This is a genomic window from Klebsiella sp. MISC125, from assembly GCF_051131775.1.
Lineage (GTDB): Bacteria > Pseudomonadota > Gammaproteobacteria > Enterobacterales > Enterobacteriaceae > Klebsiella.
On record NZ_CP180448.1, the window covers coordinates 1033131 to 1045434 of the forward strand.

12 protein-coding genes, 1 tRNA gene and 1 pseudogene are annotated in these 12304 nt (G+C 50.9%); 9 read left to right on the forward strand and 5 right to left on the reverse strand.

All coding sequences use genetic code 11. The features are described 5' to 3' along the window. Positions 1–126: 126 nt before the first annotated feature. The 3 genes from ACMYSL_RS04925 to ACMYSL_RS04935 are packed head-to-tail and all read right to left on the reverse strand — an operon-like array spanning position 127 to position 2932. Complete coding sequence (locus ACMYSL_RS04925; protein WP_304253469.1) at positions 127–843, reverse strand: DUF554 domain-containing protein; 717 nt, start codon at positions 841–843, stop codon at positions 127–129. A gap of 14 nt (positions 844–857) precedes the next feature. Further along, complete coding sequence (locus ACMYSL_RS04930; RefSeq protein ID WP_182234806.1) at positions 858–1436, reverse strand: UbiX family flavin prenyltransferase; 579 nt, start codon at positions 1434–1436, stop codon at positions 858–860. 11 nt (positions 1437–1447) lie between these two features. Further along, positions 1448–2932 carry a UbiD family decarboxylase gene (locus ACMYSL_RS04935; protein WP_434661600.1) on the reverse strand — a complete coding sequence of 495 codons (1485 nt, stop codon included), beginning with the start codon at positions 2930–2932 and terminating at the stop codon, positions 1448–1450. 216 nt (positions 2933–3148) lie between these two features. Here ACMYSL_RS04935 and ACMYSL_RS04940 point away from each other — a divergent pair, with 216 nt between their 5' ends. The 9 genes from ACMYSL_RS04940 to arsC all read left to right on the forward strand — a co-directional run bounded on the left by ACMYSL_RS04940 (position 3149) and on the right by arsC (position 10961). After that, positions 3149–4045 carry a LysR family transcriptional regulator gene (locus ACMYSL_RS04940; protein ID WP_434663946.1) on the forward strand — a complete coding sequence of 299 codons (897 nt, stop codon included), beginning with the start codon at positions 3149–3151 and terminating at the stop codon, positions 4043–4045. 89 nt (positions 4046–4134) lie between these two features. Then, positions 4135–4860 carry an amidase activator ActS gene (gene actS / locus ACMYSL_RS04945; RefSeq protein ID WP_110276670.1) on the forward strand — a complete coding sequence of 242 codons (726 nt, stop codon included), beginning with the start codon at positions 4135–4137 and terminating at the stop codon, positions 4858–4860. 80 nt (positions 4861–4940) lie between these two features. Continuing rightward, positions 4941–5014, forward strand: a tRNA-Gly gene (locus tag ACMYSL_RS04950). 164 nt (positions 5015–5178) lie between these two features. After that, positions 5179–6390 carry a tyrosine-type recombinase/integrase gene (locus ACMYSL_RS04955; RefSeq protein WP_138110035.1) on the forward strand — a complete coding sequence of 404 codons (1212 nt, stop codon included), beginning with the start codon at positions 5179–5181 and terminating at the stop codon, positions 6388–6390. Positions 6391–6657: 267 nt separating this feature from the next. Continuing rightward, the gene (gene arsR / locus ACMYSL_RS04960; RefSeq protein ID WP_138110036.1) at positions 6658–7008 is read left to right on the forward strand and encodes an As(III)-sensing metalloregulatory transcriptional repressor ArsR; all 351 of its coding nucleotides are present in this window, start codon (positions 6658–6660) and stop codon (positions 7006–7008) included. Between the two features lie 47 nt (positions 7009–7055). Beyond that, a complete protein-coding gene (gene arsD, locus ACMYSL_RS04965; RefSeq protein WP_047660533.1) occupies positions 7056–7418 on the forward strand; it encodes an arsenite efflux transporter metallochaperone ArsD in 363 nt (120 codons plus the stop codon). Positions 7419–7434: 16 nt separating this feature from the next. After that, positions 7435–9186, forward strand: coding sequence for an arsenite efflux transporter ATPase subunit ArsA (arsA, locus tag ACMYSL_RS04970; protein WP_138110037.1), 1752 nt, complete (start codon positions 7435–7437; stop codon positions 9184–9186). 47 nt (positions 9187–9233) lie between these two features. Next, positions 9234–10523: an arsenite efflux transporter membrane subunit ArsB gene (arsB, locus tag ACMYSL_RS04975; RefSeq protein WP_138110038.1), complete on the forward strand. Its 1290-nt coding sequence runs from the start codon at positions 9234–9236 to the stop codon at positions 10521–10523. 12 nt (positions 10524–10535) lie between these two features. Next, a complete protein-coding gene (arsC, locus tag ACMYSL_RS04980) occupies positions 10536–10961 on the forward strand; it encodes a glutaredoxin-dependent arsenate reductase (RefSeq protein WP_138110039.1) in 426 nt (141 codons plus the stop codon). A gap of 152 nt (positions 10962–11113) precedes the next feature. Here the strand turns inward: arsC and ACMYSL_RS04985 are convergent. Next, positions 11114–11275, reverse strand: a pseudogene (locus tag ACMYSL_RS04985) (arsenical resistance protein ArsH); the annotation flags it as partial. A 52-nt stretch (positions 11276–11327) separates the two neighbouring features. Then, the gene (locus tag ACMYSL_RS04990; protein ID WP_171016419.1) at positions 11328–11732 is read right to left on the reverse strand and encodes an H-NS family histone-like protein; all 405 of its coding nucleotides are present in this window, start codon (positions 11730–11732) and stop codon (positions 11328–11330) included. Positions 11733–12304 lie beyond the last annotated feature (572 nt).

Below are 12304 nucleotides of genomic sequence, written 5' to 3' on the forward strand. Positions count from 1 at the left end.
AGTCAAGGAACTGTGATGACGTTAAAAGTTGTGGCCGGTATGGGGAGGGGAGGGAGAAAAAAAGCCGCGCGCCGCGTATCATTATGAGCTTAATCAAATCATTATGATACGCGACGATAGATTCTATCAGGCAACCAGCGTCGCCCATAAATGGGAGAATGGCATCACCAGAACCAGTCCGGGCAGCATATTGGCGACCGGGAACAGCTTGATGTTACAGATACGCAATCCTGTCGCTACCATCAGCAGCCCGCCTGCGCAGGAGAAATCCGCCATCATTTCAGGCGAGATCATCGGCAGGATAACCACCGCCAGCATCGCTAACGCCACCTGAATAATGACCTGCGGGATAGCGATAGTCATCACCGCGTAACCCAGCAGCGTGGCGAAGATCCCGGCGGTGAACAGATCGAGAATCGTTTTGATGTACAAGATTGACGGGTCGCCGCTCATCCCTTCCGTCATCGCCCCGAAAATGCCGGTGCCGCTGGCGCAAAACAGTACCAGGATAGCGACAAATTTCTCAGTGAACTCTTCGTGGCTCAGGCCCTGCACCGGGGGAAGCACTTTATTGATAAAGCCACGCGTTGAGCCTGCCGCTTTACCGATGCCCTTTTCCAGATGCAGCAGTTCGCCGAGAATTGCGCCGATCACCATCGCCAGCACCACGGCGGGCATATATTTCACTTTCAAAACCAACGTAATGCCAAGACCGACGGAGCACAGGCCGAAGGTCATCGGCAGCGCCGTTTTTACGCGATCGGGGAGCTTACCGCCCGCCGCTGCGCCAATAAGTCCGCCAATAATCACGGCGGCTCCATTTACATATGGGCCGATTAACATTGAATAATTTCCTGTTAATTAAAACTTAGCTCGCCCTCGCCCCAGCGAGGGATGTTGTTGACCTCAAGGTCAAACAGGTCGAGCGCGCGATTAACGCTATGGGTGATGATGTCGTCTGCCGTTTGCGGGCGTTGATAAAGCGCCGGAACCGGTGGGAACACAATCCCGCCCATTTCCGTCACCGCCAGCATATTGCGAATATGACCGAGGTTGAGCGGCGTTTCGCGGGCCAGCAGCACCAGACGGCGGCGCTCTTTTAGCACCACGTCCGCCGCCCGGGTGAGCAGGTTGTCGGTTAGACAGTGGGCAATGGCACCCAAAGAGCGCATTGAGCAAGGGGCGACCAGCATCCCCAGCGTTTTGAATGAACCGCTGGAGATGGATGCCCCCAGATTGCCAATGGGATGCACCACGTCAGCCAGCGCCATCACCTCGTCCAGCCGATAATCCGTCTCCAGTTCGCAGGTTTTCTCCGCGCCTTTTGAGACCACCAGATGGACTTCAACGGGAAGAGGGCGAAGTAACTCCAGCGCCTTCACACCGTACTGAAATCCTGATGCTCCGCTGATACCAATGATGATGCGTGCCGTCATGGGGGTCTCCTTTATTCGAAATCCGGCAGGAAGCGCTTCACGTCCACGTCTTTAAATTTGGAGCGCTGGAAGTTGTGCTTCAGGTGGAACGGTACCGTACAGTCGAAAATGGTTTTGCAGGACATCCCCTGTTGCAGGATGCTCGGGCTGTACTCCGGCACCTGGGATGGGTCGAGCGGGTGGCAGCGCACGCCGGGGATGGTAATGGTGTCGACATCGCCCTGATAGCGGGTTTGCATCGCCCACAGTACGTCGTCGCTATCGAAAATATCCACGTCTTCATCTACCAGAATCACGTGCTTCAGTTCCGGGAAGGCGGAGAAGGCCAGCAGGGCCGCCTGGCGCTGACGCCCTTCATCGGCTGGGGAGAATTTTTTAAATTGCAGCACTGCCAGTAGTTTGCCGCCGCCAGCGGTGTGGGCGAAAACGTTCAGCAGTTTGCCCGGCATCGCGCGTTCCACCATATCCAGAATGCTGGCTTCCGTCGGAATACCTGCCATATTCACATGTTCTTCGCCCGGCCCGACGGTGGTGCGCCAGATAGGGTTGATGCGATGGGTGACCGCTTTCACTTTAATCACCGGGATAGCCTCTTTGGCTTCGCCGGTATAGCCCGGGAATTCCGGCATCGCGCGGCCGGTATTGGTGTTCTGATCTTCACGTACGCGCACGTTTGGCAGCAGTTCGCCTTCAATGACGATCTCGGCGTGGGCGATGGCTTTTTCGTTGATGGTTTTACACTGCACCATTTCAACCGCTTTGCCGCGCAGCGCGCCCGCAATGCTCAGTTCGTTGAAGCCCAGCGGCGTGGTCGGCGGCTCGAAGCAGGCGGCAATCTCAATGGCCGGATCGACACCGATGCTGATCGAAATCGGCAACGGTTGGCCAGCGGCCTCTGCCTTCATGCGGAAGGCGTCGATATGGCGGCCCGGCGTCAGCCACATGGAGAGTTCGTCGCGGCTCTGTACGCACAGGCGGTGGATGGTGATGTCGGACTCGTGGGTTTCCGGGTCGGAGGCGTAGCACAGGCCCATGGTGATATACGGTCCGGCGTCCTCTTCGGTGTTGGTTGGCGCGGGCAGCAGCTTGCGCAGATCGAAATCGGCATCGCTTGCCAGATGTACCACTTCCTGACATACCGCTGGACCTTGAGCCATCACCGGCGCTATTGCGTTTTCTACCGAATCTTTAAGCAGATGCCCCAGCTTTGCTGATTCGCACTGGAGAAAATGGCTGACGCGCTGGCGGGAGCCGTTGAGGCCAATCGCCACGCTGATATCGTGAAATCCTTTGATTTTGTTAAACACCATCACCGGGCCGTTTTTGCGAGTCGGACGCTGGCAGGTGCCGCCTGCGCCAACGTAGCGATAAACCCCGGAGAGCTCCGCGTGCGGGTCAACTTCAGTATCGGTTTCGACGTATTCGCCGGGAAGGGTTTTCAGGAGTTCGAGCGCTGAGCGTAAATCATGTACTGTTTTGTTATCAGTATTTGCCATGGGATGTTCCTTCAGAAAAGCAGTTTTGCTACCGGCACAATATTTTTCATCGCCCTTTTAAACAAATACCGTTTAGCGGAGGCTCAGTAGATCAAAAAAGTTTATTTTAAGAATGTGTTAACGGATGATTAATCAATATGAGGTGAAGCGGCGCTGGCTTTTTATTTAGCTGCGTAAGTGTGATACTGATAAGAAGATAAATCATGGGTGGCAATGATGGATTTAAAGCGCTTACGTTACTTTTGTCGGGTGGTGGAGCACGGTTCCTTCAGCCAGGCGGCGAAATCACTGAATATGGCTCAGCCGCCGCTCAGCAAGCGGATTCAGGAGCTGGAAGAGGAGCTTCAGGTATCGCTTTTTGTGCGTCGTGGTAACCGCATTGAACCGACTGAAGCCGGCTTTTTTCTTTATCGTAAAGGCTGCGAAATACTGCGCCAGGTAGAAGATACCGCCCGTGAAACAACGGATATCGCACAGAAAAACAGAACTGAATTGCGAATTGGCTTAACGCATCTTTATCAGAATTATTTTAAACCGCTCTTAATGGAGCTATATCGGCGTAACCCTGAAACATCGATAAATATCTCCGTTACCGACTCCAGCCATCTTGAGACATTATTAACAGAAGGCGCAATCGACCTGGCGTTAATACAGCGGCCCTATCGCAGCGAAGGCTTTGATTATGTCTCTTTTGACCCGATCAAGCTGGTGGCGGTGATTAATAAAAAATGCCTGTCTGGGCCGCCGTCAAATCCGTACAGTTACACTTCACTGGCGGCGTTGCCGCTGGTGTTGCTGCATCGGGCAAAGGATTCAGGGACTTACGAGATGCTGATGGATCTGTTTCGTAAGTCCGGGGTAAATGCGAAGGTGATTATGCATATTACCCAGCCGGGGGTGATCCTCGACTGGCTCGAATCTGGCCTTGAGGCTGCAACGCTGCTGCCGTCTTCCGAAGTTGATGCTGACAAACTTAGCCAGTGCTACGTGGTGGAGGTATTCCCCTCGCCGCAAATATTCTATCCGTCGCTGGTGAAATTGCCATCTATGTCTTATCTGCCCGCACTAATGGATATTATCGCCCAGGGATATCCATTTAATACTTCTGGATGAAGGGTTGAGATTGGGGATCGTCCTACGGGCTGGTATGATAATCGCCCCTGGTTTCGAGGTGAGAGTTCGTGTTGAGCGCAGGACGCCTGATGAGAAAACGTTTTTTTATCACCATAATGTTGGTGAGCAGCCTGATCGTCGCAGGGTGCTCCAGTTCATCTGATTCCGGTTCCACGTATACCGTGAAGCGCGGCGACACGCTATACGCCATTTCGCGCACCACCGGTACCAGCGTCAGGGATCTGGCCCGACTCAACAATATTTCACCGCCCTATACCATTGAAGTAGGGCAGAAGCTGAAGCTGAACAGCAGTTCAGGAACCACTGCGAAATCGGGATCATCCAGCAAAAAATCATCAGCCAGCCGCACCGCTGCCGTGACGCCATCCTCGGCGGTACCGCAATCATCCTGGCCTCCGGTCGGACAACGCTGCTGGCGCTGGCCAACCAGCGGCAAAGTGGTGTTGCCGTATTCATTAAGCGATGGCGGTAATAAAGGTATTGATATCGCCGGGAAGCGCGGCCAGCCGGTTTATGCGTCTGGTGCGGGCAAAGTGGTGTACGTGGGCAATCAACTGCGCGGCTACGGTAACCTGATTATGATTAAACATAATGAGGACTACATCAGCGCCTATGCGCACAACGATAAGCTGATGGTGAATAACGGTCAGAGCGTGAAGATTGGCCAGCAGATCGCCACTATGGGCAGTACGGATGCTGATTCCGTACGCCTGCATTTCCAGATTCGCTATCGCGCAACGGCTATCGACCCGCTGCGCTATTTGCCGCCGCAGGGCAGTAAGCCTAAGTGCTAAAAGGTTATTTTATCGGCAGTTAGCGCAGTTTGGGCTTGTCAGCGAGTGCGTAAGGTCTATAATGGCCCTCGCACTTCTTTGCGGGCGTAGTTCAATGGTAGAACGAGAGCTTCCCAAGCTCTATACGAGGGTTCGATTCCCTTCGCCCGCTCCAAACTCAACTCCCCTGAAGTCTACCAAACTCAATTTCTCCTTGATAAATCAGCAGTTATAGCATTCTATTAGTCTATTGAACTCAATAGTACTCCCCCTGGGTCAAGCTCAATGTGGGGGTATGGGTGGGGGTATAATTGTACCCCCTGCTGAGAGGTACCCCCAATGAAGCTGACTGCTCGTCAGGTTGAAACTGCAAAACCTAAAGATAAGCCCTACAAACTGGCTGATGGTGGTGGTCTTTACCTGCTGGTTAATCCCAACGGTAAAAGATACTGGCGTCTCAAATACCGTTCCCTAGGTAAAGAGAAGCTGCTCGCTATTGGCGTTTACCCCGATGTTTCTTTAGCTGAAGCCAGAAATAAGCGTGAGGATGCAAAAAGGACATTAGCGGCTGGCAACGATCCTTCTCTTGAACGGAAAATTGAGAAACTTAGTCGTCAACAAGACGCTGAAAATTCGTTTGAGGCTATCACTCGCGAGTGGTATCAGCGTCGCTATGATCGCTGGTCTGTCTCCTATCGTGAAGAGATGATGAGAACCTTTGAGAAGGATGTATTTCCTTATATCGGCCACCGACCAATCAAAGATATCAAACCGATGGAGTTGCTTGCTGTTCTTTCAAAGATAGAAGCTCGAGGAGCAACTGAGAAGGTCCGTAAGGTTCGCCAGCGTTGTGGAGAGGTCTGGAAGTATGCCGTTGTGACTGGCAGGGCCGAGTACAATCCAGCACCTGATCTAGCCAGCGCCGTAACTCCTCATGAGAAAGAGCACTATGCTTTTTTAACCCAGGATGAATTGCCAGAGTTTCTTCGGACTCTGAACACCTATGCCGGTAGTGTGCTTGTTAAGATTGCGATGCAATTACTTATTCTGACAGGAGTAAGGCCTGGGGAGTTGAGGCAAGCGGAGTGGCAGGAATTTGATTTTGAGCGGAAGGTTTGGAACGTGCCAGCAGAGCGAATGAAAATGCGCCGACCTCATCTGGTTCCGTTATCAAGCCAGGCAATTGACCTGCTTAATCAGCTTAAACCCATGACTGGAGCAGGAACGTTGCTGTTCCCAGGACGTAATGATCCTAAGAAACCGATGAGTGATATGGCATTAACTGTGTTGGTAAGGCGTATCGGCTATGCCGGGCGCGTTACAGGGCATGGATTCCGCCACACGATGAGTACTATTTTGCATGAGCAGGGATTCAACTCGGCCTGGATTGAGATACAACTGGCTCATGTCGATAAGAACTCGATCCGTGGAACGTATAATCATGCTCAATATTTGGAAGGTCGGCGGGAGATGATGCAGTGGTATGCGGATTACATTGGTAGTATTGGATTATCTGGATTCATAATTGCTTCTTTCAATACAACTGGTTAAGCGGAAAGAAAGGATCACAATCTTAAGTTTGGTACCTCCAAAATGGAGGTACTGACAGTGATTTTTTTTGATATTAGCTCGCGTTAAGCTTTTGGAGAGATCATCTTCTTTGTATAACACTTTAATTCACTAGATTTTAGTGTGTTAGCCGTAATTATTGATCGTTAGCAAAAAAATCCTTCTAAATAACACATGTGTTTTTTCGAATGTGAATATTGATTTTGCTCCTTTTGGGAGTATCCTAACTTCAATAGAACAGGAGGCCAGATGTCACTAACATCCTTAAAACTCTTCAAAAACCTCTCCGATGAAACCCGCTTGGGTATCGTGTTGCTGTTGAGAGAGATGGGAGAGCTGTGCGTGTGCGATCTCTGTACGGCGCTGGAACAGTCACAGCCCAAAATCTCTCGCCATCTTGCAATGCTTCGGGAAAGTGGTTTATTGCTGGATCGCAAACAGGGCAAGTGGGTTCACTACCGCTTATCCCCGCATATTCCTTCCTGGGCTGCTCAGGTGATTGAGCAGGCCTGGTTAAGCCAACAGGACGACGTACAGGCCATCGCCCGTAAGCTGGCATCGGCAAACTGCTCTGGTAGCGGTAAGGCTGTTTGTATCTAAAAAATTTGCCTTAACATATATGATTTTTCGAATGCGAGGTGTTTGGAATGAAAACGTTAACGGTGTTTGACCCGGCAATGTGCTGCAGTACCGGCGTATGTGGCTCAGATGTCGATCAGGTTCTGGTTGATTTCTCTGCAGATGTGCAGTGGCTGAAAGGACGTGGCGTACAGGTTGAACGTTACAATCTGGCACAGCAGCCTATGAGCTTTGTTCAGAACGAGAAAGCGAAAGCATTCCTAGAAGCATCTGGGGCAGAAGGTCTTCCGCTACTGCTGTTGGATGGCGAAACGGTGATGGCAGGGCGATACCCAAAACGTGCTGAGATAGCTCGCTGGTTTGGTATACCGCTAGAGAGGGTAGGGTTAGCTCCCACCAGCTGCTGTGGTGGTAATACTTCCTGTTGCTGATATGTCAGGAGGACATATGAAATTCTTACAGAACATCCCGCCTTATCTGTTTTTTACCGGTAAGGGAGGCGTAGGAAAAACGTCTATTTCCTGTGCGACGGCTATCCGTCTTGCTGAACAGGGTAAGCGGGTTTTGCTAGTCAGTACCGATCCTGCCTCGAATATCGGCCAGGTATTTGACCAGGCTATCGGTAACACCATTCGCCCTGTGACAGCAGTTCCTGGGCTTTCTGCTCTGGAGATTGACCCGCAGGAAGCCGCCCAACAATACCGCTCCAGAATCGTTGATCCTATCAAAGGTCTTCTGCCTAATGACGTTGTTAACAGTATCAGCGAACAGCTTTCAGGAGCCTGTACCACTGAGATTGCGGCGTTCGATGAGTTTACTGGCTTACTGACCGACGCTTCTCTGCTGACCCGCTTTGATCACATCATTTTTGATACAGCGCCGACGGGCCACACGATTCGCCTTCTCCAACTTCCCGGTGCCTGGAGTAGCTTCATTGAAAGCAATCCAGATGGTGCTTCCTGTCTTGGCCCAATGGCCGGGCTGGAAAAGCAGCGTGAGCAGTATGCTCATGCAGTAGAGGTGTTATCCGATCCTGATCGTACCCGACTGGTTCTGGTTGCACGACTGCAAAAATCTACGCTGCAGGAAGTTGCCCGCACCCATGAAGAACTGGCTGCAATTGGCCTGAAAAACCAGTACCTGGTGATTAATGGTGTGCTGCCTAAAGTCGAAGCTGAATATGACGCCCTGGCCGCTGCGATATGGCAACGTGAGCAGGAGGCGCTGGCAAATCTTCCTGCCGGTTTATCCGGGCTACCGACAGATACCTTATTACTCCAACCCGTCAATATGGTTGGCGTGTCTGCATTGAAGGGACTGCTTGATACCCGCTCTGAGGCATTACCGCTCCCGGTAACGAACATCCAGTACACGCCTGAAAACTTATCGCTCTCTGGCCTGGTCGAGGATATCGCTCGCAGTGAGCACGGCCTGATTATGCTGATGGGCAAAGGTGGCGTAGGTAAAACCACGATGGCTGCTGCTATCGCCGTCAGGCTGACGGATATGGGATTTGACGTGCATCTCACGACCTCTGATCCTGCTGCGCACCTGAGTACAACGCTGAATGGCAGCCTCAAAAACCTGCAGGTCAGCCGCATCAACCCACGCGATGAAACCGAACGTTATCGCCAGCATGTCCTGGAGACGAAGGGGAGAGATCTGGACGAAGCACGAAAACGGCTACTGGAAGAGGATTTACGTTCTCCCTGTACTGAAGAAATTGCCGTGTTTCAGGCCTTTTCCCGGGTGATTCGTGAAGCGGGTAAACGGTTTGTTATTATGGATACCGCCCCTACGGGACACACGCTGTTGCTGCTGGATGCGACCGGGGCTTACCACCGAGAGATTGGCAAAAAAATGGGGAGCAAAGGTCATTTTACTACCCCAATGATGCAGCTTCAGGATCCGGATAGAACCAAAGTCCTGCTTGTTACGCTTCCTGAAACCACACCTGTACTGGAAGCGGCAAACCTGCAGGCTGACCTTGAAAGAGCGGGGATTCATCCGTGGGGCTGGATTATCAATAACAGCCTTTCCATTGCGGATACGCGTTCTCCGTTGCTTTGCCAGCGCGCTCATCAAGAACTGCCTCAGATTGAGGCTGTTAAGAATCAGCACGCTGACCGTATAGCGCTTGTTCCGGTGCTGGCGTCAGAGCCCGCCGGTATTGAAAAGCTCAGAGAGTTGATGAGTTAATTTTTTGGCATATACAGGGCGGCAAAGTCGCCCTGTCGGGAGGTTTTATGTTACTGGCAGGCGCTATTTTTGTCCTGACCATTGTTTTGGTTATCTGGCAACCGAAGGGATTAGGGATCGGCTGGAGTGCAATGCTGGGCGCGGGACTGGCTCTGATATCTGGCGTTGTGCATGTGGGGGATATTCCGGTGGTGTGGAATATCGTCTGGAACGCGACGGCGACCTTTATTGCCGTAATTATTATCAGCCTGCTGCTCGATGAATCCGGTTTTTTCGAATGGGCAGCGCTGCACGTTTCCCGCTGGGGTAACGGTCGTGGACGTTTGCTCTTTACGTATATCGTTCTGCTCGGTGCGGCGGTGGCGGCACTGTTTGCCAACGATGGTGCGGCACTGATTCTGACGCCGATAGTCATCGCCATGCTGCTGGCATTAGGGTTCAGCAAAGGCACCACGCTGGCATTCGTCATGGCTGCCGGTTTTATTGCCGATACGGCCAGCCTGCCGCTTATCGTGTCGAACCTGGTGAATATCGTCTCGGCGGACTTCTTTGGTCTGGGCTTCACCGAATATGCGTCGGTAATGGTGCCGGTGGATATTGCAGCCATTGCTGCCACTCTTGTTATGCTGCATCTTTTCTTCCGCAAAGATATTCCGCCGACTTACGACCTGGCTCTCCTGAAAGCACCGGCAAAGGCGATTAAAGATCTGGCAACCTTCAGAACCGGCTGGATAGTTTTAATTCTTCTGCTGGTTGGGTTCTTTGTCCTTGAGCCGCTGGGTATTCCCGTTAGCGCGATTGCGGCTGTTGGCGCTGTGATCCTGTTTGCAGTGGCTAAACGAGGTCATGCCATTAACACCGGTAAAGTGCTGCGTGGGGCACCCTGGCAGATCGTTATTTTCTCGCTGGGGATGTATCTGGTGGTCTACGGTCTGCGCAACGCCGGGCTAACCGAATACCTTTCTGGTGTGCTGAATGTACTGGCGGATAAAGGACTCTGGGCCGCGACGCTGGGTACTGGTTTCCTGACGGCTTTCCTGTCTTCCATCATGAACAACATGCCTACCGTGCTGGTTGGCGCTCTCTCTATCGATGGAAGCGCCGCAACTGGCGTTATTAAAGAGGCGATGATCTACGCCAACGTGATTGGCTGCGATCTGGGGCCGAAAATTACACCTATTGGTAGCCTGGCAACGCTGCTCTGGCTACATGTACTTTCACAGAAGAACATGACCATCACATGGGGATATTATTTCCGTACCGGGATCGTCATGACTCTGCCTGTGCTGTTTGTAACGCTGGCAGCGCTGGCGCTACGTCTCTCTTTCACTTTGTAATGAGATACTGATATGAGCAACATCACCATATATCACAACCCGGCCTGCGGTACGTCGCGTAACACGCTTGAGATGATCCGCAACAGTGGTAATGAGCCGACCGTTATTCATTACCTTGAAAATCCACCGTCTCGCGATGAACTGGTCAAACTTATTGCGGATATGGGGATTACAGTACGGGCGCTGCTGCGTAAAAATGTCGAGCCTTATGAAGAACTGGGACTTGCCGAAGATAAATTTACTGACGACCAGCTAATCGACTTTATGCTGCAGCATCCGATCCTGATTAATCGCCCGATAGTGATGACACCGCTGGGAACGCGTCTGTGCCGGCCTTCCGAAGAGGTACTGGATATTCTTCCGGAAAGTCAGAAAGGAGCGTTTACCAAAGAGGATGGTGAGAAGGTCATTGACGAAACGGGGAAGCGTGTTAAGTAATTTTCCCACTTCAAAATTTCGGACGCCTGTTAACGCTATGTGGGTGCCTGCCTTTCGCTCATAGCAGGCCTCGCAATACTTCAGGAGGTCTGCTTTGTGCCAGGAGCGGACGTTGTTAAGCTCATGCAGTATGGATTAACGAAGAACAGAAGTTATATTTTGCCCTGATTGACACGGGATGAAAGCTCCTGATGGTTCTCTTTTTGCTCGCTGTAACGATCTGCAAGATAACCGGTTTGTCCCTTAAGCAGCACTGTGATTTTAAACAGCTCCTCGGCTACATCGACGGAACTAAATGTTTCTCGACTATTCTCTAAGGCAACTTGCGGCCTATACAAAAAAGAGCCGGGTTATACCCGGCTCTTTTTAGCTGATTTCAAAATCTCTTAATTCCCCACCTTCAGCAATCAGATTTGAGATCCGCTTCGGCATTCGCCCCTGACCTGACCATGTTTTTGACTCTCCAGTTTCGTCAGTATATCGATACTTCGCGGGGCGGGGGGAGCGCGTCCTTTTAGCCTTACCCGGAGAGCCAATAGCAGCTAAAAGTTCGGAGGGGTCGATACCCTCATCAAGCATCATCTGACGAAGTGTTTCCAGTTTATCGCGGCGCTGACTTTCATTTGCAAGACGTAATGTCTCTTCTTCTCGTCGTTCTATAAGAATAATTTTAAACTTTTCCAGAACATCTTCCAGTACATCTAATGACATTTCACGAGTCTGAGAACGTAAGGTACGGATATTGTTTAACTGTGTAAGAGCATCTGACATAAAGAGACCTTTTAAAGTTTTTTCGTTGTTCAGCAAATACCAATGTCGACGGTTGCTCATCAACCCGATTTTTCTTACTGAGCATTTTAATCCGATTGGTACATATTGTTATTAACGAGGTTTAGACTACTTATATAAATCTCTTATCGCAAGACAAAACTAAGAAGAATGTGCAAGAACTAAATTCTAACTCCTACGAAATGCCCCTGCATTTTTAAAGGTACTTAAAACTATGATGCCAGGAGCCATCCGGAGAGCCTTTTTATACCCTCATAACTTATTGCTTCAGTCATACCTGATGAGCTTTAAATCAGGAGAGACATATAGTGAATTAGCGCCGCCACTTAGCAAGGTTTTTCACAAATGGCAAGATGGCACGCAGGGGAGAGACACCTGCATTTTGTCAGAGGGTAGCGAATTACTCTCTCTTTACAGAGGTGTTTCTAAAAAAGTATAATGTAAAAAAAGCCTGCTGTTAGCAGGCCATAAATATTTTTAACTCATTTTTTGTTCGATTCTGATAAATAGGGTAAGCATGCAATTAAACGTGGAGCAGAGAGCATGACAAAAAT